The following is a 25,040-nucleotide window of genomic DNA, read 5'->3' as shown; positions in this document are numbered from 1 at the left end:
CCACACTCCTTATTTGTTGTAAAAATAATAGTCCAACATATAGAAGTTTGAATGTTGAACTATTACTCTGTTGTTGCTATAGATATGAAATTGTACTATCAAACTAGCTAGAGAAGTTTAATTACCTGCAACATCTCTTTTCGTAAACGAAAACCACGAAATAGCTATAAAAATAATATAGTAAATAATTAACATCGTTATCGAAAAGCCTAACGTCATTCCTTCTATATATGGAGTACCATTTGCGGTATACTGATTTAAATCCATATTTAAGAATAGAATGTATTTCGCCCAATCATATTGGCTTAAAAAGAATGCAATCATTTGATTTGATAGAAGTAAAAAGATCGAGATTCCGATTGCCATTGCACTACTTCGGAATAAAGTAGATATCGTAAATGCCAATGTAGTTATGAGAATAAACGAAGCACTACCTATCACCATATCTTTTTGTATTTGGGCTAAATAGGTAGTTTCTGTGAAACTCATTCCGGATTCGACTACTAAAGTAGGATTGGCCCCATTTATACCAAACATAATTAACCCGATTAGAAATGAAGAAATCATCATAAATATCATAATCGTAATGGCAAATAAGAACACGGAAACATACTTAGATAATAGTATTTTCGCGCGTGTACTAGGGCGTATTAATAATAACTTAATCGTTCCCCATTTAAACTCGTTGGAAATGATACTGGATGCAATAATAATTGTAAATAGACTTATAACTGAAATAAGAAACATATTTTCATATAGAAAGGCCCAAGCATCATAAGCTGGTACTTCACCAAGTGTATTCATGTAATAATCATGTAAATTGGGTTGAAAGTCAGAGCTAACCACACCTTCTTGCCCAAAAAATTTACTAATCAGTGCTCCTCCAATAACAAATACAGCAAGAAGAATATACATTGCCCAGGTAGATTTTAAATGATAGATTTTGATTTGTTCATTTTTGACTAAATTAATAAAATTACTCAATTACATTCTCTCCAATCAGTTCAAAGAATTTATCCTCTAGAGACCCTTTTACTTGTTGTACTTCATAGACAAGTACTCCTTGATTAAGTAGTTCTTTTAAAATAGATGGGATTTCATCTCGTTCACAATTCACTGTAATAGAGTCGATTTCTTTATGAATGGATAATGATTCTTTACCGGAAAGAATTTCTTGCGCTTTATCAGGGTTATCCGTAGTGATTTGCATCACTTGTTTTATATTTTCTTCATTAGACTCATTTCGTACAGATTCAACTGCAATTAATTCTCCATTTTTAATAATACCAATTCGATCACACATTAATTCTATTTCTGTTAATAGATGACTAGATACAATGACTGCTACATTTTCTTTTTCCGCAAGTGCACGTATGTATTGTCTTATTTCTCTAATACCTGCCGGATCTAATCCATTGGTAGGTTCATCTAAAATTAAAATGGATGGACGATGCAACAAAGCTTGTGCGATTCCTAAGCGTTGACGCATACCTAAAGAATAACGTCCTGCTTTCTCGTGAATCGCTTTTTCTAAACCTACTAATCGAATCACTTCTTTTATTCGTTCATCAGTTACATCTGGCATCATTCGGGCAAATTGTTTTAAATTCTTCCATCCAGATAGAAACGGATACATCTCCGGATTTTCTACAATTGCGCCAACTTCTTTTATAGCGTCCTTATACTCCGATTGAATTGATTTCCCTTGAATCAATACTTCTCCTTCAGAAATACTCATCAAGCCAACCATCATACGAATTGTCGTCGTTTTACCCGCTCCGTTCGGACCTACAAATCCAAATACTTCTCCTCTTTCAATGGAAAAATTCAACCCTTTGATGATTTCTTTTTTCTTAATTTGTTTCGAAACATTTTTTAGTTCCATTGCTGCTTTTGACAACATGATACCCCCTAACATTTTTCTACAACTTTTCATACGAAAGACGATTAATAAAAGTTTCAAAAATCAATAAAACCTCTATCTTAAAAAGTAATAGAGGTTATTTTACATCTTAATCAAAATAGGTAGGTTCTTCTGGATTACGATAATAATGAAACATTTGTTTCAATTGTGATAGAGTATTTCTTCCCTCAGATAAACTTGGCAGACTATTTTCATCAAAAAAATCCACATCTATCGTTTCTATTCCTTCTGCTAAAGCTCCACCTAAAACTTCACAATGTATAAAAAATTTATAATAATGATATGGTTGGGGTGAGTGTTGATGTTTTTCCATATCATATACAGCCATCAATTTCTTTTTTTGAACTTCTAGTCCAGCTTCTTCCTGAATTTCTTTTATAACATTTTCACTTGGGGATAATCCAACATCACAAAAGCCACCAGGTAAAGACCATTTATTATCAATCTCCTCTTTTACTAGGAGTATTTTATCTTTATTAAAAACTACCCCTCTAACATCTACTTTAGGTGTCTGATAACCTTGTTCTAATAGAAATAACTGTTCAACCGCTTCCATATTATAATCACTATAATCAGCGATTATTTCTGCACTTAGTTTTATAAGTTCCTGATAACGTTCTTGATCAAATTTATCTTGTGTAAAACTAACACCAGATTGTGATATAGCTTGTATCCTTTTTGCCCACTGTAACCATTTATAACTCATTGATGTCTCCTTTTATTTAAATAATTCAACTTTAAACTGATCTATTCTAGTAAAATAATAATCTGGTTTCGTAGTGAAATTAGCAGATTGAACTTCTGCACTCCAATGAACTCCAACTGTAGTTACATTGGCTTCTTTTCCAGCTAAAATATCTGCTTCACTATCTCCAACGAACACTACTTCTTCCGGTGTAACATTTAATTCTTCCATTGCCCGGATTACACCTTCTCCATTGGGTTTCGGATTAATTACATCATCTCCTGTTATGACTACATCAAAATTTGATTGTATTTTTAATTGTTTTAAGGAGACATCTAAACTTCTTTTGGCTTTACCCGTAACAATTCCAAGATTCATACCATTCGTATCTAATTCATCCAATAGATTGTGAAGATCTTCCATCGGATTAACATATGATTGATGTAATACTTCATATACTTCATAAAATCGTTCAATCGCTTGTAATTTATCTGGATGCTTAACATTTAGTTGAATTATTTCTGTTTCAGATGGACCAAACATCTCTTTTATCTCATCATTAGTCAAAGAAATATGGTCGAACTCTTTAAATACTGTTCTAAATGCCTCAAAACACAATGGGAGAGTATTTGCAATTGTTCCATCAAAATCAAACAGAATAGTTTTCACCATAGCTATAACTCACCTTTGCTTTCGTTTATTATTGATGTTGTTCGCAGACCATAATCATATTTTTATCCATATCAGAGAAGACAAAAAACGAAACCATATCATCTCTAGAAATCTCTTTTTCGATGATACCATCATTTTCTTTAATCCAATCATAAGCGCTGTCGATATCTTCAGTCAATAACATAAAAGAGGGTCTTATATAATCCGAATTATTTCGGTTATCATCTAATAACACCCCTCTGTTTCCAAGTCCAAACCAATGTACGGGGTGAGAAGTATTTACTTCTGGATTGGGCTTCCCTAAAATTTTCGCATACCATTCTGCGGATTGCTTTAAATCATTTACGTGTAAAAACACATCACCAATTTCTTTAAATAAACTCATGAAATTTCCTCCTTTAATTCAAATGATTATCATTAATAAAATATTCAACTACTTAAAACTCATAGACAATCCATTATTGTTTAAATTCAATTAGACCGATTCCAATTCCAGTCGGGTCTACAATATATGCTAAATAATAGTTTTCAAACTCCATTTTTTCTCGCACAATTAGAGCTTGATGTTGTAAAGCTAGACTTAACGTTTCATCTATAGAATCTACCTCTATTTGTATACGGGTTCCATGTGGAAAATCACCTGGCCCTTTACTGATTCCACCTACAAATGCACCCGTTTCACCAATAGTATCAGGAATAATTGACCAATAATTCCAATTAGAATCTTCTACCTCCCAACCAAAGACCATCTTATAAAACTCAATTGCTTTTTTTGGATCTTGACTACTAATCTCAAATCCTATCACTTTTGCCATTGTTCATCTCCTTACTTATACTTTTACTCGTTCATCGTTATAAAAAAGTTCATCTAAGTAACGATTGATGAAAATCTTCTCCGGATCAACTAGTTCTCTTAATTGGATAAATCTATCCCATTTTGGATACATTTTACGAAAGTCTTTCGTTTTTTGTTGGTGCATTTTACCCCAATGTGGTCGGCCGTTATATTTTTTCATAATTGTTTCCATGTCACGAAAGTACGTACGGTATTCCATCCCTTTATAGACATGGAATGCAATATAGGCAGAGTCTCTCTTGTACGACGGACTTAGCCATATATCATCATGCTTTACCGTACGACATTCAATTGGAAAATGAACCGTATACTGATTTTGCACGATTGTCTCTCGTATTTCTTGAATAGCTTCTTTAAAGTGCTCTAACGGTATTCCATATTCCATTTCAATAAACCGAACTTTACGAGGAGTTGCAAATAATTGATAACTCTTCGCATTGATAGTAGCTTTATTAACAAGTTTTGCAGATAAACGACTTATCGACCTACTTAAGCTGGGGGTTAATAAACAAAGATGGGATACTGCTTGAAACATATAATTTTCCAAGATGAGGTTATTCCACTGATGTAGTTTTATGCTCTTCGGAGATGTGTTTGTAGGATTCATTGTTTTCGTTTGAACTTGTTCGGCATAAGGAAACATAAAAAATTCAAAATGTTGATTATCTAGTATATACTTATCTAAGTTATTTAAAAGGTTCGGATAATAAACATGATCACTGATATACCGATATACAGGACTAGGAACCACCTGGAGTTTAACTTCAATAATTATTCCAAACATCCCTAATGAAACTAGACTAGCTTTGAAGAGTTCTACGTTATTCTCCTCATTAAGTGTTAGAAGATTACCACCAGCCGTAACAAAGGTTAATTCCTTCACCTGTGTAGGGATGCTACCGAACTGAATCCCAGTACCATGGGTTCCAGTTGAAATTGCTCCTGCGATACTTTGTAGATTAATATCTCCTAAATTCTCCTGTGCGTAACCCAGTTTTTCCAAAGCTTTACTTAAATCATAAAGCCGAGTACCTCCATAGACTGTGACTGTATGATTATTATCATCGACTTCCTTAACACCTGTTAAATTGTCTAGAGATACAAGCCACTCTTCAGTCATTACTAAGTTTGTAAAAGAATGACCTGCACCAACTACTCGTATTTTCTTATGATTTTTTGTTGCCGCTTCTACAATTGCAACTACATCATGAATGGAGCTAGGATAATACATCCGTTCTGGTGAACAGTTGGAGGTAGAAGACCAATTACGCCACTTGTAATTTTGTAATTGTTTCATAGAAAGCATTCCCCTTCCCCACGATAAGTTGGGTATGTCTGCCTCCACTTGCCATTATCAATTACTAATATTTCAGAGAATCGTTCACAAATTTCTCCTGCTTTTGCAGCCCGAAAAATAACTGAATCTCCTATTGATAAGTTAACTTTTGTTTGAATAGGTGTTTGTACTTCTCCTGCTCCTTCCAAAGAAATCAATGTAGAATCAGATGGATACACTGGTTGCGGTTGTTTCTCTTCTCCAATGCTACCAGAGCCTATATAGCCACCACCTAAACATGTATAAATGTGCTTCTTCGGTTGCCTAACAATCGGAAGCGAGAAGAATAAAGCAGGTTCATATTGGAAATCTCGATATTGATCGAATAATAATGGTGCAAAAAAACCTGAACCTACTGTTACTTCGGTGACAGTTTTTTCCTGTGAAGTTGTTTGTAAGCTTCCTGTTCCACCTCCATTAAAAAATTCAATTTGCATATTATTTTTTTGAAATAATTGATGCACTTGTTCTCTACGTTTAGCAATAGTAGGAATTGATTTTTTCTTTAACCGCTTAATAATATTACTCCTCATCTTTTCTTCTGAATTACTATCAGTAACACCAGCAATTTGTGCCTCATACCCCATTAACCCTTTAATAAATACACCTTCTTGAGAATCAATAAATTTTGCCAGGTGGATTACTTCTTTTGGTGACTTTAATGGAGATCGACGTACGCCAAAATGGAATCCTGCCCAATTATTACTCATATCCATTTCAATGCACGTGTAAAATTGTCCGCCATTTTCTTTTTGAACTTTTGTTAATAATTCAATATGCTCTTTACTATCTACCATACATGTGATTGTATTTCCTTGAAGATTAAGCGTTGCGATTTCTTGGAGAGATTTCTTGTCGAATGTTGGATATCCAATTAAAACATCATCAAATCCGTGTTTAACTAAAAACAAAGCTTCTGAAGCGGTAAAGCACATTAACCCTTTAAATGTTGAACTTGATGATAAAATTTTGTGTAAAACAGGGATCGAACGAATTGACTTGGTAGCTAAACGAATATTTTTACCGTTCGCTTGTTTTTCGATGTTAACTATATTTGATTCTAGTGCATTTTGATCTAACAATAGTTGAGGCTTAGCATCTAATGGTACATTTTTTATGATTGCTTTCCAATCCATCTTTTCACCTGCCACTTTTAAAAAAGCTTCTATCAATATACTCTACTGATGGCTAGCATTTCTAATCAGATTATTAGCATCCGTTTCTCCATTCGAAAGTTAAGCGTTTTTACGATCGATAACTTAATACAATAAAGACGATATATTCTGATATTACACATTATTTAAACAGAAGTAAATGGCCTTTCTTCATTCACCTCTTGCAATTGACCTTCCTACGGTTCGACCGCTAAATAAACAGCCGCCGACAAACGTTCCTTCTAATGCTCTATAACCATGCATTCCTCCACCACCGAAACCTGCAACTTCACCTGCAGCATATAACCCTTTGATGAAATTGTTTTGCTGATTAAATACTCTTCCCGATAAATCCGTCTGTAATCCTCCAAGGGTTTTCCGACTAAGTATATGCAGTTTTACACCGATTAATGGACCATTTTCAGCTTTTAATATCGGATGCGGTTTTGCAGTACGAATTAATTTATCTCCAAGAAACTTACGAGAATTATACATGGCAGCTAACTGTAAATCTTTGGTGAATTTATTTGCTAATTGAAGGTCTCTTGCTTCGATTTGAGATATTACATGTTCTACTTTTAATAACGGCGTTTCCGTCAATTGATTCATTTTTTGAACGAGGTCTTCTAAATTTAACGCTGTTACAAAATCTTCACCATGATCCAGAAATTTTTGAACTGGTCCCGGAGCACCAGATTGCGCTCTTTTTAAAACTTCACTTATTCGCTTATTGGTTAGGTCCGGATTTTGCTCTGAACCAGACAAGGCAAATTCTTTCTCAATAATCTTTTGCGTTAATATAAACCATGAATAATCATACCCTGTCTTTTGTATCGCTTCTAATGTGCTTAATGTATCAAACCCTGGATAGTTTGGTGCATTAAATCGATTTCCTTCTGCATCTAACCAAATCGACGATGGCCCTGGTAAAATACGAATCCCATGATTTTTCCAGACCGAATTCCAATTTTTAATTCCTTCTGTATAATGCCACATACGATCACGGTGAACAATTCGTGCTCCCGCATGTTCAGCTATTTCTAACATTTTTCCATCTACATGCTCAGGAACACCGCTCAACATATTTTTTGGTGGTTTTCCAAGCCGCTCCGGCCAATTTTTTCGTATTAATTCGTGGTTTGCTCCAATTCCTCCAGATGTAATCACTACATATTCTGCCTTCAATGAAAAGCTATCTACTATAATTCTGTTACTTGCCTCTCCTCGTTGTGCTGACGAGGCCTTCAATATGGACCCCTCCACACCGTAAACGGTTTCATTTTTAACCAATAGATGTTCCGCACGATAACGTGGTAAATAAGTGACTAATCCTTGTTTTACATAGGATTGCATGCGCTCTACAAATGGAGTTACAATACCTGGGCCTGTTCCCCATACAATATGAAATCTAGGTACTGAATTTCCATGTCCAGAAGCTAGACTACCACCTCTTTCTGCCCAACCAACAACAGGAAAGAAACGTATTCCATAACTACGTAACCACTCTCTTTTTTCCGAAGCGGCAAATTGGACATATGCTTCCGCCCATTTTCTCCCCCACTTATCCTCTTTACGATCAAAGCTTGAGGTAGATTTCCAATCATTCCAAGCGAGTTCATAGGAATCTTTTATTCCTAATCTTCGTTGTTCTTTGGAATCTACTAAAAATAAGCCACCAAATGACCACCAAGCTTGTCCTCCAAGTGATGATTCAGGTTCCTGATCAATCAGAATCACGTTCTTTCCAGATTGTGCTATTTCTACTGTTGCAACTAGACCTGCAATCCCCGCTCCAATAACAATTACGTCCGCTTTCATTACACTCCCCCTAGCAATCATTTATAGAATTAGTATATCTTATTATCCAAGAAAAAAGACTAATTAACTAGTTTCTATGCGTTTTCACATTTTCATTCTCTGTGGTATATCTAGCTGATGCGATACATGGATGAAAGTGGAAGAGTGGAAGAAAAGAATGGGTGAGCCTTCCGTTACATAAGCTTCCGGAGACTCACCAGCCGCCGCTAGATAAACGGAGTATATTTCTCTGTAGCGAGGTGTGCATACTAATCCATTCGTTTTTTCTTATGAATAATTCTTAACTTCTCAATTTACATGATAGTTCCAAACCATGTTCCTAAAAAAGTGCCTAAATAGTTACCGATGATATAACCCAAAGTTCCGACGATTAATATAGGGCCAATAAGTTGTCTCCAGCCTTTTGCAATTGCAAATGCCGCAGCGGTTGTTGGTCCTCCAATATTTGCGTTACTAGCAAGTAGAATCTCTTCTAAATCAAACTTGAATAATTTCCCGAATAATAAAGAAATAATCAAATTGATAATAACAATAATAAATGCAAAAACTAATAATAAAGGTGCCGTTTCAAAGATTAGAGAAATAGATGCAGGAATACCAATTACTACAAAGAAAATATGAATTAAAAAGGTTCCGATTTCTTGACTGCCATTTAGCTTTTCAAAATAACTCGGGAACAACGCTAAAACGATAAATGTTAGTGTCGTTAACACGAGATAGTGATCTCCGAATAGACCATGTAATAATTGAAAGAAAAATGATGCTTGTTCGCCACTTGGAATAATACCTGCAAAAAATTCAGCTACTTTTAAAGAAACAATAACTAATAAAAATGCTGTTCCAACAGACATTGCAATATCTTTTAGCGAGATTTCTTTTCTTTCCCAAAAACTCTCTGCTTGTGTTTTTCCTTTATTTTCTGAACTTTGCTTCTCTACTTCTAATACATGCGGTGTAGAGAATCTCTTTCGAAAGAAATTCATCGCCGGTATCATCATTAATAGTAAGAACAATATCGCCATCATTAGATTATCCGCCACTACTGCAGCTGATACCAATTCACCCGGAGTTTCAAATTTAGCTGCCATTGCTGCAAAGTTAACTCCTCCACCTATGTAAGAACCACTAAACATCGCTCCTAATTTATCAAGCATTGGAATGTGATCTTTAAAAATAAAGAAAGCAGTTATTGCCCCTGTAACTGTACCGATCGAACTAAGTAAAAATATGGTTAATAACCTTCCGCTTTCCTTCCAAATTTTCTTGAAATTCACATGAAATAAAAGCAAAGGGATTGCTAGTGGCACAATTACACTCCATACAGCATCATACACGCTTGAGGCTGTTGGGATAATTCCCAAATTAGATAGAATTAGTGCACTCACAAGAGCAATAATTGCTCCAGTAACTTTAGAAGCCCAATTAAAACGCTGTTCTAAAAAAATACTTAATGAGGCTAAGACAATGATAATTCCCCAAAGTGTTATCGTATCATCTGCTTGAATTAATGTATTTTCCAAGGTGAACCCCCCTAATATGAATAATATTTATTTATAATATCACGAAAGTAAATTTTCGTTTAGATATAGATTACCTATTTAAAGGTTTAATCATCAACCAATGTAAAAAAGCCCACAAACACGAAATAAAATGTTTATGAGCTTTTCAGCATTTACCTTATATCATTTTAGAATGTTCGAAATCCGATAATACGGACTGTAAATTTTGTAACTGTTCATCGTTTAACTCTATTAATGGCAAACGAACTTTTCCAACAGGAACAGATTGTATATTTAATGCTGTTTTAACTGGAACAGGACTTGGATTTGCAAACATTTCCTGCATGACTGGTAATACACGTTGATGAATATTCGCTGCTTCTGCAACTTGCCCTTGTTCAAAACGATGAATCATTTCTTGCATATCATTTCCTATAATATGAGATGATACAGATACAATTCCAGCAGCACCAATAGCTAAAGCTGGTAAAGTTAGACTGTCTTCCCCACTATATACAGAGAAATTTTCGTCAGTAAGGCGAATAATATTTGTCATTTTTTCTAAATTCCCGCTTGCATCTTTAATAGATACAATATTATCGATTTGGGATAAACGTACAACAGTGGAAACATCCATGTCCACACCAGTTCGCCCTGGCACGTTATACAACATAACTGGTAACTCGGTGCTTTCAGCAATCACTTTGAAGTGTTCGTACATACTGTCTTGTGAAGGCTTATTATAGTATGGTGCAACCAACATTACTCCATCTACCCCAGTTTTTGATACTTCCTTTGTCAGTTCAATGGATGCTTTCGTATAATTAGAGCCCGTTCCTGCAATTACTGGTACCACTCCATTTACTTTTTTTACGACATATTCGAATAATTTCATTCTCTCTCCATGTGTTAACGTTGGAGATTCTCCTGTGGTTCCAGCTACTACTAAACCATCTGAACCATTATTAATTAGATGGTCAATTAAATAGTCCAATGCTTGAAAATCGATTTCTTCATGTTTATCGAAAGGCGTCACCATCGCTGTTAATACTTTTCCAAAATTCATGTAAACACACCCTTTTTATAATTTGAACAAACTTGCTTAAGAGGGTTGGGCCAAATTAAAAAGCACCAACGGAAGCCCGTTGCTGCTGAACAAATTAGTTCCCAGCTCGATAGCCCTCCATATAGTCTCCTATATGACAGCACTGTATTTGTTCAATAGCAGCACCAACGAGTTAATGAATGAGTATTTCACTCGCTTCGGCAGATCCCCCTTTCTATACGCTTCACCAGGGCTCATTCCCTTCCACGTATATACTGATGGTTTCCGCACCTCTATCCAAAACCTATGAATTATGATTCACTTGGTACGTGTATTATAGCAGGAACCATCACGAAAGACAAACATTTTTTCACAATATACAATCTCATCGAATAACTATTTCTAATTATATATGGAGATAACCGCACAGATACATAACTTTACTAGTTACTGTTATAAATATCGAAAAAACACTTTATAAAAAATACAGATTGATTTACTTTTTAGTATAACTTATGCGTAGATTTATTAGTCGTGCGAAATCCTTTCATTTATTCAAGCATAACTTTGCATAAACAGGAAAACCTATATCGTAATATGTCGTAAAGGAGAATTAGTATGGTTATGCATCGTTTTAAAGAAAAAGATGAGCCATTCCACTCAGGTGAAGTATATCATTTATGGAGTTATTTATATCAAGTCAAAACATCCTTAGTATCACTGCAAATTTTTATAAATCATAGTGTCGATCATGACTTTCGAGTATTAGTTGAAGATTTATTAGAAAGTTGTTTTACCCAAGAAAGCGAACAAATTGAAGGCATTTTGAAAGAAGCTGGTATTAGATTACCTCCTTCACCTCCCGATCGACCAAATGTAGATCAACATGATATCCCAGCCGGAGCAAAATTTAATGATAATGAACTGGCTATCCTTGTACAAAATGAATTGATGGCAGGAAGAATACTTGCGAATACAGTTATCTCTGTTGCTCTTAGAGAAGATATACGTGATTTATTTACAGAATGTATTAATCAACGTATGGAATATGAACAAAAAATACTCCATGTAATGAAACAAAAAGGATGGCTGGTTATACCACCAATTAATATAAAATAAAGGGGAACAAATAGCATGGGAAAGAATCATACAGGTGCTGCGATCCTATCACTGGGTTCTATACCTTTTATTACCACTCTCGGTAATTCAACATTAATTCCAATACTACCTGAAATGAAAGAAGCCTTAAACTTAAACAATATTCAAGTTAGCTTAACCATCACTCTTTTTTCTATAGCAGCGGCTATTTGTATTCCTGCAGCAGGCTACCTATCAGATCGCTTTTCTAGAAAGGCGATTATCGTACCTTCCTTAGTTATTTTTGGTGCTGGTGGATTGTTAGCCGGAATAGGTGCTGCGTTTTTTTCAAATGCTTTTATATGGTTATTAATCGGTAGAATTATTCAAGGTATTGGAGCTGCAGGGACGTTTCCGATTGCCATGGCATTAATCGGAGATCTTTTTAAAGGTAGTGAGCAAAGCAAAATGTTAGGGATTTATGAAGCATCTAATGAACTTGGAAAGGTACTATCTCCTATTATTGGTGCTGCTTTTGCGCTTATTACATGGTATTTTGTATTTTTTACATTTCCTGTGATTAGTTTTCTCTGTGCGATACTGGTTTTCTTTTTAATTAAGGAAAGAAGAAATAGACAAACTCCACCTCCTTTTAATCAATACGTTAAAGGTCTGTTTTTGGTATTTAAACAGGAAGGACGATGGTTATTTACTGTATATCTAGCGGGCGGAACGTGTTTACTTACTATCTTCGGTATTCTTTTTTACTTATCCGATAAACTAGAAACAGAGGATCATATTACTGGAGTATGGAAGGGACTTATTCTTGCTATTCCACTACTCGTCTTGGTTACCACTTCCTATCGTACAGGGAGTATAATTGGAAAGAATTTTGTAAAAATGAAGCGCTTAGCTGTAATTGGGTTTATATTAATGACAGCATCCTATTTGTCTTTAGTTTGGATCGAACCATTAATATGGTTTATATTCGCATTATGTTTTAGCAGTATCGGAGCGGGTTTAGTTTTACCTTGTGTAAATACAATGATTGCCGGTGCTGTTGGAAAAGAAAAAAGAGGTTTTATTACTTCACTATATGGCTCAGTAAGATATATCGGTGTTGCTCTTGGACCTTTATTATTTGGCTGGTTAATGGATTGGTCTAGAACTGGATTATTCTTATCAGTAGCTTGCTTTACTTTTCTTGTAGCAATGTTAGTCTTACTACTGCTCCATGTAAACGGCATGGATGGAAGAGATAAGCGAACGAAGATTACGTATAATTATTACTAACTACTATTTAAGTAGTAAAAATTATGAAATAAAATGACTTAATCTGACTATATTGACACACCAAAAGAGGATGAGACATAACGAAAATATTTGGTCAAAAGACGAATGATAGCTAAAATAAGCGCAGTATATTTCTGAAGCGGATTTTCAATACCCATTCATTCGGATTTCTCTATTGATTAAATACTTTTGTCTCATCCTCTTTTGGTTAATTAAAATTCAATTCTTGTGGACTTTCTCCCTTTTTATTCATTAAGCGAATATGCAATGGTTTTATTTCTAAAATAGTAAGATTTGGGTCATTTGGACCGTCAAAATAAATCTTCATTCGATCATTCCAAAGTTGATTTTTTAATTCTTGCGACTCATTAAACGAAACCTTTCCTTCATATTCTACATATTTGTCACCAACCCCTTCGCCCTCATAACCCAAAATAATATGGGTATATGGATTGATTTCAATGTCTTCTGCTTTATCGGTCTCCTTATTTGTTGGGGTATAAAGCGTTAAATTTTCATGCGAAAAAGTCATATACCTTGAATGAGGCATTTGCTTCTTTACCGTTGCCATCGTTCCTACAGAACTACTATCTAATATTTGCTCGATTTGTAGTTTTAAATTTTCTTGACACATTAACATATCTCCTTTGCAACCTCGTATATATAATTAATATTCCTATAATCTTAATGAGAACTGTCCACTAAATGTAGTAAGAACAACAAGTAAAGAGTTCAATGTAAAAGCACTTAATGTTAAAATTCCGCCAATTAGCGAACTAATAAGTAAACGAGTGGTTTCAAATTCCGCCTTAAAAAAAACAGGCACGTATTGCGCTAACCCTATCCCAACATCAAGATACAAGGTAATTGCTACAAATAAGAATGTTGCAAGTATATAAAGTAATGGTGTCCGCCATAATGTTAAACGAAGTTCATATTGCCTTTCCGGTTTAGACATTTGCAAATACTTACGGATTGAAGGTGGTAATAATTTTACAAACATATCTTTTTCTCCTCTATTTTGTTTTTAACACTGGTGTGTTTCATATAGTTCTTACCCGGAATAGTCAATTCTAACACTAGTAACTTAGCCTAATAAGTAATTTTGATTAACCCTTTAGCCTTTCTTTTATAGACCTTCGTAAATTTTCAAAAGTGTTTTGGATTTTAGCACGTCTATTGTACATTCCAATGGAATTTAGAAGCTGTTTTTGGGCTTTATGACAGAGGAATAATCATCTGATAACACAGATCTTCATTCTCTGTTACTATAACTCTAAAAAAAAATAGTGGAAAAGTTCATCATTCACTGATGAACTTTTCCACTATTAATTAAAAGGTATTATTCTTCATCGAATATATCCATTGATAGATAACGTTCCCCTGTATCTGGTGCAATACAAACAAGTTTTTTATTTGGGCCAATTTTCTTTGCTACTTCCATTGCCGCATATACAGCAGCTGCTCCAGATGGGCCTAGAAAGATTCCTTCTTTATGAGCAAGGTCTTTTAATAAAGTAACAGCTTGTTCATCTTTAATTTGAATTATTTCATCATATACATCCGTATTTAAAATGTCGGGTACAAATCCTGGACTTGTTCCAACGAGTTTATGCGGTCCTGGCTTTCCCCCCGATAAAACCGGCGATCCTTCTGGCTCCACTACCGCAACATGTAGATGAGGTAACTTTTCCTTTAGTGTTTCTCCTGTGCCTGTTACTGTACCACCAGTTCCAGCAGTACATACAAATGCATCTAATTGGTTATCCATCTGTTCTAAGATTTCTAAAGCTGTACTAATACGATGAACATCCGGGTTAGCTATATTCTCAAATTGTTGTGGAATAAAACTGTTTGGAATGGATTCCTGAAGTTCTAGAGCTTTACGGATCGATCCTGGCATTTTTTCTTCGCTTGGTGTAAGTACGACTTCTGCTCCATAAGCCTTTAATATATTACGACGTTCCATCGTACTATTATCCGGCATAATCATAATCGCTTTATATCCTTTAGCAGATGCAGCCATCGCTAACCCGATCCCTGTATTTCCACTTGTAGGTTCTATAATGGTTGCTCCTTGCTTTATTAACCCTTCTTGTTCTGCTACATGTATCATATGGGATGCAGCTCGGTCTTTTACGCTACCACTCGGATTAAACATTTCTAGCTTTACATATATATCAGCTGCATTTTCTGGCTGAAGACAACTTAATTTTACTATTGGTGTTTGACCAATTAATTCAGTTATATCATTGACTACACGCATGAGACATCCCTACTTTCTATCCGTACTTTCTAATAAGCGTTTATCAATAGATATGTCAGGATTAATATCCATTAATTGCTGTAAAAATGATTCTTTCTCTTCAGGTGAGATTGTAACGATATCATACTTTCCACTCTTAATTTGCATTCGATCAAATGAAAGTGCTGGAGAAGTCAACGGAAATTTTGTCTTAAAAATAATTTCTATATCTTTGATTTTTACAGTTTGCTTAACGGGACCATAATAAATAAGTATTTTATCATTGTCAATTCGATAGCCTGTACGAAACCAAAACCACAGTAAAAAAAGTCCAATTATAATCATCAACCCAGAAGCAAACCATTGACGGTTTAACAGAGGAGCAATAACCCCTAGTAATACGATAACCCACAATATAATCGTTAACCATTTGTCTTTTTTTGAACGAAAGTACAATGTAGCTCCTCCTCTTTCCTTGTATCCAATAAGTTTATTATAGACATGTATTGTTATTTTTAGCAAAACTTTCATTGTGATGTAACTCATAAATCAACCATCGTCATTAAGAATATCAATTGTACAGTTTCTTTACAATATTTCACAAGGAGATCATAAGTTAAAGAGGGTATCCTGCATACCCCTGTACCGTATATAAGATACCCCCCTTATGACTATCACAAAAAAGACTGCGCTATGAGAACAGCACAGTCTTTTTAAGTATTTCTATCTTTATTCTTTTAAGAAGTAATAAACCAGCGATCTATATTTTTAAATTCTAGCTCATTCAATTTATTTGTCGCAGTCACATGGTCTACATTCCATTTAGATGTATCTAACGAACAACTTATAGGAACATCGCATTTAATCTCTGCCAATGACCGGGAAAGATGAAGCATTTCTAGATTGGCATTTATTTTAGTTTGTACACCTTTTGGTAAGTTTTCGATATTGTTTAACAAGTCATCAACGGTTTCATATTCTTGTAGTAGTTTAATTGCAGTTTTTTCGCCTATTCCTTTCACTCCTGGATAATTGTCCGATGAATCTCCCATTAATCCCTTTAAATCAATAATTTGCTTTGGCGATAATCCTTTTTTCTCATAAAAATTACCTTGGTCGAACACCTCGTAATTCCCTTGACCCTTACGCATAATAGCAACTCGAATATTTTCTTTGACTAACTGCAAAAGATCTTGATCACCAGTTAGTACGGTAACTTCATTTTCCATACTATACGCATGTGCTAAAGTACCAATACAATCATCTGCTTCAAAATTTTCTAATCCTACATTCGGCATATTGAAAGCTTCTACTACCTCTTTCACTAAATCAAATTGCGGAATCAACTCTTTTGGTGGTTCATCACGATTTGCTTTATAACCAGCATATAACTCTGTTCGGAAAGTTTTGCTTCCCATATCCCAACAACAAATAACATGCGTAGGTTCAAATTTCTGAACGGAATCCATTAGATAGCGTAAAAACTGGTACACGCCATTAGTAGGAACTCCTTTCGATGTATACATAAAATTACCACGGAATGACGTTGCAAAAAAACCTCTAAACAATAATGCCATACCATCTACAAGTAATACTTTATTTGTAGCCATGTAAGATCAATCCTTTCCTCTTATTTCGAGCAATAGCTTTTCCAGCTGCTTAGAACGTTCTACGATCATCTCAATATCAACTGAAACAAACAACCGATTAATATATTGATCTGCAATTTCCTCTAATTCAACTTGCCACTGACTTTTCAATTGGCTAAACTTTGACGTCCATTGCTCTTTGTAGTCTTTATATAACATCGTATTTCCTTCATCGATATATGCTTTTACATAAGGTTCAATTATAGCATACAATTGATCTTTTATCGTCTCTTTTTGATTTTTAACAAAAAAACTTCTCGTATCTTTATAGTTAGAAAATACTTTTTTCAAACTTGCATTCTTTTCTAATAAAATCGATGGATATTTTTCGGGTGTACTCATTTCCAGTAACTCTACACTGGATAATTCAAAAATACTATCTCTATGGAAAGCAAAAGAAGTAATTTCTTCATGAATCTCTTTCATACATTCATGGATTAGATGCTCCATGCGTAGGGAGATTGCTTGCAATTCTTGTTTTAATTCTTGATTAATGTAGACGGCTAACTCATCAAATTGACGATAAAGTTGATCTCTGCCTGCTGAACCAGATTCCGTAATAGTTGTCGGGTTGTAAATTTCTTTAAATAAATCATGAAAACGAATACCGAAACGTTGGGCAACATAAAATGTTTGTTTTTCTAATTTCTGCTTCAATCGAGTAATATACGAATCATCATTAAATGTTGAAACATATTGAATTATTTCATTTCTAGCATCATTTATTTCTTTTTTGCGTTGCTCTTTTCCAGATTCATCCATTTGTAATGATCGAATGTATTCTATTAAAGCATGGTACGCTCTTTCTAGATCTCTCACAGCAGCCTGTTTTGTTAAAGAAGTAAGATCATTATGAATAAAACTATAAAACGACTCCTCCAACTTCATCATTTCATCATTTAACGGTTCTTTCGCTCTTTTTTCTTGTAATGACCGTTTGCTCGAAACAGGATATAATCGTGGATGGCGAATTCCTAATTGGATTAATTGTTCTTCTACATAGTTATTCACTATCGCAAGTTCTGTTTGATCTACAGCTAAATCACTAGCATTCACAATGAAGAACATCTTATCTAATTCAAAGACATCCTTCACTCTTCCTAATTGCATTAGAAAATCTTTGTCTGCTCGCGATAAGGCATGATTATAATACGTTACATAAAGGATTACATCTGCGTGCTTAATGTATTCAAATGATACATTTGTATGGCGAGCATTTATGGAATCGGCTCCAGGAGTATCCACTAAAGTTATTCCTTGTTGCGTAATACCACAATCATAGTACAGGTCCATTTCTTTTATAAAGCATGCTTTTGATTCTTCTGTTACAAAAAAAGAAAACTCCTGTAAAGTTATAATCATCTCACTACCCAGATAATCTTTCATTTGCTGATAACCACTTTCGATCGCTGCTAAATAAGAACGATACATGCGCTGAAGATTTTCATCTTTTGTAATTGTTTTTTTGTCTACCCATTCAATAAGTTCCTCTAGTGTACCTTCTGGGGGACGATAGGCTTTTGTTATCCGCTGTATGTCTTGAATCATCGCAGCCTCACTTTTTACTGATACAACTACTTGACCATGCTCATAAGGCTCTTGTACTGGACGAATTCGATTTACAGCTGCCGTAGTTGGATTAGGCGACACAGGTAAAACTTCTTCACCAATCAACGCATTCGCAAATGATGATTTTCCGGCGCTAAAAGCACCAAATAATGCAATCGTATAAGAACGGTTTTTTAAGCTATACTCTCGTTTATTTAGATTATTTTGATAACTTTCAAAACCTGACAGATTCAAAATTGAACTCGCTTCAATCATCGACTTTTGTAATGTTCGTATACTAACTTGGGAAAGCTGAGCACTATTCTGTTCCACATAATTATCAATCTTTTGTATTTCTGATTTCGTATCAGCCATTTGCTCAGTAGTGTCCTCTTCGTTATACGTGCCATTGGGTTTACGCACATGAATTTGATTCTGCATTTCTTCCAACGTTTCTTTAGAAGGCTTAGGATCAACCAGCGTCACTTCTAAAAGATGAAGATACTCTCTTTTCTCTTGAATAATTACTTCTTTATTTTCAACTGTTTCTTTTAACTGATTTAAATGGTTTAGCTCCTTTTCTATGTTAGAAATTTCTTGAGCATTATGTTGTTGTAATTGTTTTGACACTTCATTAAGCATCACTCTCATTTGACGTCTGAATTTGCCTTTTATCTGCTCTGCCAAATCATTCGTATAAAGCAAAACAAAATCGCCGTTTACTTCTGCTCCTTTGCGGATAGCTTTAGCTAGGTCCTGCTTATCTAATTGTAATTCTATATAAGGAAGAATTTGTTCGCGAAGACTACTAGGTAACTGTTGTTTATTTATCTCTTCATACCATTTATCACGTATTTTCCATTTTAAAGCTGTTTGTATGGATTCGTTAAGCCCATCTAAAAATTGTTGCTCCCGTTCTTGTTTTGCCTCTTCCGTCTTTTTCTGTGATTTGAAAATACCACCCACTTTAAAGCCAGTTTGTTGCGATTCTAAATACGTTTTTGCTTTTTCTCGAAGTTCAGCAGGCATTAGATAAGCATTTTTTAAAGTTTGCTGAAGTTCTCTTGTAAATGACTCTTTTAAATCTTCACCTTGTTGTGTAAGTTGTTGTAGGCGATCTGACAATTCATTCCATTTCTCCTCTTTTTCTGACCAATTTTCGGTATCCGCTGCAAATAATTCTAACTTCTTATCGGTGTCACTATGTACATAAGACTTATGATCTTCTAAAATATGCATCATGCTAGTGAATGTATTAAGATAGTCTTTTTTATTGGTAAGCATCTGGTAAACAAATGCATATAGCTCATCCCATTGATTATAGTTTGCTTGTGGGTCTTTAAGAGATGTGTAGAAAACCTTCGAAGGATGTAAATTCCATTGATCAAATGTTTGTTTGATTTTTTGTTGGAATTCGTCGAACGTTAATTCTTCATCGTCATGCTTGTCGATTTGATTAACAATTACAACATAAGGAAGCTGTTTCTCTTCCATTGTTTGTAAGAATTGTAAATTAACTTCTGATTGGACATGATTATAATCTGTTATATAAAGCATATAATCAGCTAAATGTAATGCAGATTCTGTAAGCATCCGATCTGAATCATCTGCAGCATCGATTCCTGGGGTATCTAATATCGCTGTTCCTTCTGGTAAGATAGGTGTGCTCGTACTAATATCAATCCTACTAATTTGTCGTTTGTCTGTGGAATATTGCTTAATTTCTTGTAAATCGTATGGTTCTGTATACACTTTTTTATCGCCATTATGGAAATAGACGTTGGCAACCCCTTGGCCGGAAGTAATTTTAACGATATTTGCACTTGTTGGTATTGGACTATTCGCAAGTAATTCTAACCCCATTAAATGATTAATCATCGATGATTTCCCTGCTGAAAAATGTCCCACTAATGCGATAATCAGCTCTTGGTTTTGATATTTTTCTAATACATCAATCATTCGATCCGCATGAATAAAATCACTATATTCACGCATTCTTTCATATAATGCAATAATCTGATTTTGATTAATCGTATTCTGATGTTGAACGACCATGACTGTCTTCCCTTCCTTTTCCCTGCCCGCATTTTACCCCTATTATACGTAATTATAAGAACATTCGCCACCAAAAATCGCATAACATTAGTTTACATAATAAAAATATGGTAAACTTAAAAGTTAATTCAAGTAATAGTTGTAGAACAGCGAACATTCGTATTTCATAAAAAATATTTTGTTATGGAATTAAAATTCATATAAAAAACACAAAAATACCCGAATGTAATTTACTTCATTCGGGATAAATATATACAATATTAAACAGGATAAACACCATGTTTTCTTTCTGTGAATGTCATTCTTTTATTCTCATAAATACTGAAGCGTTGAATTAATTCCTTACGCAGTTCATTTGGATTGATAATATCGTCAATTACCATTTCAGAAGCAAGTCGATATACATCAATATTTTCCTTATATTCATCTTGTTTCTGTTTAATATAGTCAGCTCTTTCTTCTTCAGGTAAATTAGCAATTTTATTCGCTTCTACAGCATTGACTGCAGCTTCTGGCCCCATAACCGCAATTTGTGCGTTAGGAAAAGCTAGGCAACAATCGGGTTCAAATGCTGGACCCGACATTGCATAAAGTCCGGCTCCATAAGCTTTTCGCACGATTACCGATATTTTTGGAACTGTAACTTCACTCATCGCAAATAACATTTTTGCACCGTGCCGAATAATCCCTTGCTTTTCTACTCCTGTTCCAATCATAAATCCTGGAACATCTGTTAAAAATAGCAGTGGTATTTCAAATGCATCACAAAGTTGAATGAACTTCGCCGCTTTATCCGCTGAATCAGTAAAAAGAACTCCTCCTTTTACCCTTGGCTGATTTGCAATAATACCAACACTCTTTCCATTTAATCTAGCAAGACCAGTTATTAATTCTGGTGCAAACTTTTTCTTGATTTCACAAAAGCTATTTTCATCAATCGTTCGATTAATTAATTCATACATATCAAATGCAGCATTCTGGTTTGTTGGTATTATTTCATCAATAGTTTTATCTAGTTTCTTAGGCGCTTTCGCTTCTTTAGGCACTGGTTTTTGACGGAAATTCGCAGGGAAATACTCTAAATAAGTTCTTGCGAAAGCGATAGCCTCTTCCTCAGATTCGACTAGCACATCTCCAACCCCAGAAACAGAACAATGCATATTAGCTCCGCCCATTTCTTCCAGTGTAACTCTTTCACCAATTACTTTTTCCGCCATTCGCGGTGACCCCAAATACATAGAAGCATTGCCATCTACCATTACGACAATATCACAAAAGGCTGGAATATATGCTCCACCTGCAGCAGAAGGACCAAACAATAAACAAATTTGTGGTACCTTACCAGAAAGTTTTATTTGATTATAAAAAATGCGCCCCGCTCCTCTGCGACCTGGAAACACTTCGACTTGGTCGGTAATTCTTGCACCAGCTGAATCTACTAAATAGAGGATCGGCACTTCCATTTTTTCGGCGGTTTCCTGAATTCGCAGTATTTTTTCTACCGTTCGTTTCCCCCAAGAACCCGCTTTTACAGTCGAATCATTCGCCATTACACATACCGTCTGTCCGTTAATCTTTCCGATTGCAGTAACAACCCCATCAGCAGGTAAATCTTCTGCTGAATGATTGGCAAATAACGCATCTTCTACAATAACATCTTGATCGAATAAAAGTTCAATCCGTTTTCGAGCAAATAATTTGCCCTTATCAGCGTTACTGTCGTGATACTTTTGCTTTCCACCTTGTTCTATTTTTTCTATTCGTTGTTTTAATTCCTGAATATAATCCATTTTACCCTCTCCTTTCTTAACTTATCTGCCTTGGTAATCCGGTTTTCTCTTTTCTGCAAATGCTTGAAGGCCTTCTAATCTATCTTGAGTAGGTATTACTTTCTGATAAGATAGATGTTCCATTTCTAGTCCCTTTTCTAATGTTGTGTCTAGACCATTGTTGATAGCATTCTTCGCTAGCTGCACAGCAAGCGGTCCATTAGATGAAATTCTTTTTGCTAATTGAAGAGCTTCATCTATTAATTTATCTTCGTTGACTGACCGCTCAATCAAATGAAGACGTAAAGCTTCCTCTGTAGTTATTGGAACAGCAGAGTATATAAGTCTTTTAGCATGACCGACACCAATTGTTCTTGGTAATCGTTGTGTCCCTCCGGCCCCAGGGATAATCGCTAAAGATGTTTCTGTTAAGCCTAGCTTCGTATTTTCCGCGGCTATTCGAATGTCACATGCTAAAGCTAGTTCTAATCCTCCACCGAGAGCAACACCATTTATTGCAGCAATTACTGGTATTTGTAATTTCTCTATTCGATTAATCGTCTCCCCAATTCGTTTGACTGCTTGAATCACTTGATCATCACTCATACCTTTTCGCTCTTTTAAGTCTGCACCAGCGCAAAAAGCTTTCGTTCCTGCACCTGTTACAATAACACAACGAATCATTTTATTTTGCTCGATATCATCAAGTAATTGATTAAATTCATTTAATAGATTTTGGGACAACGCATTTGCTGCCGAAGGCCGCTGTAAAGTTATAATTCCGGTATACTTCTCTACTATTTCATAATTTAAATATTCCATCGAATCCTCCTAATAACAGTTACTCGACGATCGCTAGGACATCACCTTCGTTTACAAAATCACCTTCATTTATTTTCCATTCCTTCAATGTACCAGCTGATTCAGCGACAATTGGAATTTCCATTTTCATTGATTCTAAAATAACAATATCTTGCCCAGATTCTACTTTACTTCCTTGTTCTACTGTGATCTTCCATACATTTCCTGCCATATTTGCTTTCACTTCCATTGATAATTCCTCCTTATTTTTGATAGTAATCTTGGATAAATGTTGTAGTCGTATTCCCCTCTACATAAGCGGGATAATCAATTATTTCTTTTATCATCGGGATATTTGTTTTAATTCCTTCTACTTTAAATTGATTCACAGCACCTTTTAAGTTTGCAATAGCTTCTGTCCTTGTATCACCCTTGACAATGAGCTTTGATATCATCGGGTCGTAAAATGGCGTTACTTGATCCCCTTCCTTTACTGCACATTCGTTTCGAATACACTCTCCTTTTGGTAAAGAGAAGTGAGTAATATTACCAGGTGAAGGGAAAAACGTAATCGGGTCTTCTGCATAAATTCTAGCTTCAATAGCATGGCCAGTTTGCAGTATGTCATTTTGCTTAAATTGCAACGGTTCACCTTGGGCTATTTTAATTTGTTGTTCAACAATATCAATACCCGTTGTCTCCTCTGTAATTGGATGTTCCACTTGTACACGAGTATTCATTTCCAAGAAATAGTAGTTTCCTTCCCCATCAACTAGAAATTCAATTGTTCCAGCATTCGTATAGTTAATTTGTTTTGTTGCTCGAACAGATGCTTCTCCCATTGCTTTACGTAATATATCGGTTACAAATGGAGAAGGGGCTTCCTCGATTACTTTTTGGTTTCTTCGTTGAATGGAGCATTCTCTTTCGAATAAGTGAACAACATTCCCATGGTAGTCAGCCAAAACTTGAAATTCGATATGTCTTGTTTCTTCTATTTTTTTCTCTAAAAACATGGAACCGTCACCAAAAAAGTTTGCAGCTCTTTTTGAATTGCTATCAAATGCTTTAACTAATTCATCATTATTATGAACAATTTGCATTCCAATTCCGCCGCCTCCAGCAGCTGCTTTAAGCATAATTGGATAACCAATGTCCGTTGCATACATTACAGCCTCTTCAACAGAGGAAATCGCCTCTTCTGTACCCGGAACAATCGGTACACCAGCCTGTTTCATTGTCTTTCTAGCTGCTATTTTATCCCCCATTAAATCAATGATTTCAGGAGATGGCCCTATAAAAGTAATATTCTCCTTAAAACAACGGTTAGCAAAACTTGCATTCTCACTAAGAAAGCCATAACCAGGATGAATAGCATCAACATTTGCTTCTTTGGCTATTTCAAAGATTTTATCTACATTTAAGTAACTTTCCTGTACTCGATTTCCACCAACTAAATAAGATTCGTCTGCTTCTTTAACAAATAAAGTATCTTTATCGGCTTCCGAGTAAATGACGATTGTTTCAATATTTAATTGTTTGCATGTCCGAATGATTCTCCGAGCAATTTCACCTCGATTGGCAATTAACAATCTCTTAATCATAGAATCCTCC

23 protein-coding genes and 1 riboswitch are annotated in these 25,040 nt (G+C 35.1%); of the genes, 2 read left to right on the top strand and 21 right to left on the bottom strand.

The features are described from left to right. Window positions 1-117: 117 nt before the first annotated feature. The 11 genes from C794_RS09145 to dapA all read right to left on the bottom strand — a co-directional run bounded on the left by C794_RS09145 (window position 118) and on the right by dapA (window position 11,010). Window positions 118-984: an ABC transporter permease gene (locus C794_RS09145; RefSeq protein ID WP_017796833.1), complete on the bottom strand. Its 867-nt coding sequence runs from the start codon at window positions 982-984 to the stop codon at window positions 118-120. Next, entirely contained in the window at window positions 977-1,900 is a 924-nt protein-coding gene (locus C794_RS09140) for an ABC transporter ATP-binding protein (protein WP_017796832.1), read from the bottom strand. Before C794_RS09140 ends, C794_RS09145 begins: the two co-directional genes overlap by 8 nt. 112 nt (window positions 1,901-2,012) lie before the next feature. After that, the gene (locus tag C794_RS09135) at window positions 2,013-2,630 is read right to left on the bottom strand and encodes an NUDIX hydrolase (RefSeq protein WP_017796831.1); all 618 of its coding nucleotides are present in this window, start codon (window positions 2,628-2,630) and stop codon (window positions 2,013-2,015) included. A 12-nt stretch (window positions 2,631-2,642) separates the two neighbouring features. Continuing rightward, entirely contained in the window at window positions 2,643-3,281 is a 639-nt protein-coding gene (locus C794_RS09130) for an HAD family hydrolase (RefSeq protein ID WP_017796830.1), read from the bottom strand. 28 nt (window positions 3,282-3,309) lie between these two features. Then, the gene (locus C794_RS09125; protein ID WP_017796829.1) at window positions 3,310-3,666 is read right to left on the bottom strand and encodes a VOC family protein; all 357 of its coding nucleotides are present in this window, start codon (window positions 3,664-3,666) and stop codon (window positions 3,310-3,312) included. 73 nt (window positions 3,667-3,739) lie between these two features. Beyond that, window positions 3,740-4,096, bottom strand: a complete 357-nt coding sequence (locus C794_RS09120) for a VOC family protein (RefSeq protein ID WP_017796828.1) — start codon at window positions 4,094-4,096, stop codon at window positions 3,740-3,742. A gap of 15 nt (window positions 4,097-4,111) precedes the next feature. Next, entirely contained in the window at window positions 4,112-5,434 is a 1,323-nt protein-coding gene (locus tag C794_RS09115; RefSeq protein ID WP_017796827.1) for a D-arabinono-1,4-lactone oxidase, read from the bottom strand. After that, a complete protein-coding gene (locus C794_RS09110) occupies window positions 5,431-6,609 on the bottom strand; it encodes an amino acid deaminase/aldolase (protein ID WP_026133771.1) in 1,179 nt (392 codons plus the stop codon). Before C794_RS09110 ends, C794_RS09115 begins: the two co-directional genes overlap by 4 nt. Before the next feature lie 189 nt (window positions 6,610-6,798). After that, complete coding sequence (locus tag C794_RS09105) at window positions 6,799-8,445, bottom strand: FAD-binding dehydrogenase (RefSeq protein ID WP_017796825.1); 1,647 nt, start codon at window positions 8,443-8,445, stop codon at window positions 6,799-6,801. A 293-nt stretch (window positions 8,446-8,738) separates the two neighbouring features. Then, window positions 8,739-9,965 (bottom strand): DUF819 family protein, encoded by a 1,227-nt coding sequence (locus tag C794_RS09100; RefSeq protein WP_017796824.1) that lies wholly within the window; start codon window positions 9,963-9,965, stop codon window positions 8,739-8,741. Window positions 9,966-10,122: 157 nt separating this feature from the next. Beyond that, window positions 10,123-11,010, bottom strand: coding sequence for a 4-hydroxy-tetrahydrodipicolinate synthase (gene dapA, locus C794_RS09095; protein ID WP_017796823.1), 888 nt, complete (start codon window positions 11,008-11,010; stop codon window positions 10,123-10,125). Between the two features lie 102 nt (window positions 11,011-11,112). Then, window positions 11,113-11,293, bottom strand: a riboswitch (Lysine riboswitch). 314 nt (window positions 11,294-11,607) lie between these two features. On the opposite strand from dapA, the gene C794_RS09090 reads away from it, so the two are divergent. Beyond that, on the top strand, window positions 11,608-12,108 hold the full coding sequence (locus C794_RS09090; RefSeq protein WP_017796822.1) for a DUF3231 family protein: 501 nt from the start codon (window positions 11,608-11,610) through the stop codon (window positions 12,106-12,108). A gap of 15 nt (window positions 12,109-12,123) precedes the next feature. Continuing rightward, window positions 12,124-13,359 carry an MFS transporter gene (locus C794_RS09085; RefSeq protein ID WP_017796821.1) on the top strand — a complete coding sequence of 412 codons (1,236 nt, stop codon included), beginning with the start codon at window positions 12,124-12,126 and terminating at the stop codon, window positions 13,357-13,359. Window positions 13,360-13,567: 208 nt separating this feature from the next. Here the strand turns inward: C794_RS09085 and C794_RS09080 are convergent, their stop codons facing one another. From C794_RS09080 to C794_RS09035, 10 genes are all read right to left on the bottom strand, one after another. Continuing rightward, on the bottom strand, window positions 13,568-13,993 hold the full coding sequence (locus C794_RS09080; RefSeq protein WP_017796820.1) for a pyridoxamine 5'-phosphate oxidase family protein: 426 nt from the start codon (window positions 13,991-13,993) through the stop codon (window positions 13,568-13,570). 42 nt (window positions 13,994-14,035) lie between these two features. Next, window positions 14,036-14,362 (bottom strand): DUF2254 family protein, encoded by a 327-nt coding sequence (locus C794_RS09075; RefSeq protein WP_017796819.1) that lies wholly within the window; start codon window positions 14,360-14,362, stop codon window positions 14,036-14,038. 339 nt (window positions 14,363-14,701) lie between these two features. Continuing rightward, window positions 14,702-15,625, bottom strand: a complete 924-nt coding sequence (gene cysK, locus C794_RS09070) for a cysteine synthase A (protein ID WP_017796818.1) — start codon at window positions 15,623-15,625, stop codon at window positions 14,702-14,704. A 9-nt stretch (window positions 15,626-15,634) separates the two neighbouring features. After that, window positions 15,635-16,060, bottom strand: a complete 426-nt coding sequence (locus C794_RS09065; protein ID WP_017796817.1) for a PH domain-containing protein — start codon at window positions 16,058-16,060, stop codon at window positions 15,635-15,637. A gap of 281 nt (window positions 16,061-16,341) precedes the next feature. Next, window positions 16,342-17,214: a 5'-3' exonuclease gene (locus tag C794_RS09060; protein ID WP_017796816.1), complete on the bottom strand. Its 873-nt coding sequence runs from the start codon at window positions 17,212-17,214 to the stop codon at window positions 16,342-16,344. A 6-nt stretch (window positions 17,215-17,220) separates the two neighbouring features. After that, the gene (locus C794_RS09055; RefSeq protein ID WP_017796815.1) at window positions 17,221-20,856 is read right to left on the bottom strand and encodes a dynamin family protein; all 3,636 of its coding nucleotides are present in this window, start codon (window positions 20,854-20,856) and stop codon (window positions 17,221-17,223) included. 260 nt (window positions 20,857-21,116) lie between these two features. Continuing rightward, the gene (locus C794_RS09050) at window positions 21,117-22,646 is read right to left on the bottom strand and encodes an acyl-CoA carboxylase subunit beta (protein ID WP_017796814.1); all 1,530 of its coding nucleotides are present in this window, start codon (window positions 22,644-22,646) and stop codon (window positions 21,117-21,119) included. Between the two features lie 21 nt (window positions 22,647-22,667). Further along, on the bottom strand, window positions 22,668-23,447 hold the full coding sequence (locus tag C794_RS09045) for an enoyl-CoA hydratase (protein WP_017796813.1): 780 nt from the start codon (window positions 23,445-23,447) through the stop codon (window positions 22,668-22,670). 19 nt (window positions 23,448-23,466) lie between these two features. Continuing rightward, a complete protein-coding gene (locus C794_RS09040) occupies window positions 23,467-23,676 on the bottom strand; it encodes an acetyl-CoA carboxylase biotin carboxyl carrier protein subunit (protein WP_017796812.1) in 210 nt (69 codons plus the stop codon). Window positions 23,677-23,689: 13 nt separating this feature from the next. Beyond that, the gene (locus C794_RS09035) at window positions 23,690-25,030 is read right to left on the bottom strand and encodes an acetyl-CoA carboxylase biotin carboxylase subunit (RefSeq protein WP_017796811.1); all 1,341 of its coding nucleotides are present in this window, start codon (window positions 25,028-25,030) and stop codon (window positions 23,690-23,692) included. Between the last annotated feature and the right edge of the window lie 10 nt (window positions 25,031-25,040).

Origin of the sequence: Oceanobacillus kimchii X50 (assembly GCF_000340475.1) — a bacterium.
Lineage (GTDB): Bacteria > Bacillota > Bacilli > Bacillales > Amphibacillaceae > Oceanobacillus > Oceanobacillus kimchii.
The sequence above is the reverse complement of the archived record's forward strand: the minus strand, read 5'-3'. Positions and strand labels throughout refer to the sequence as shown.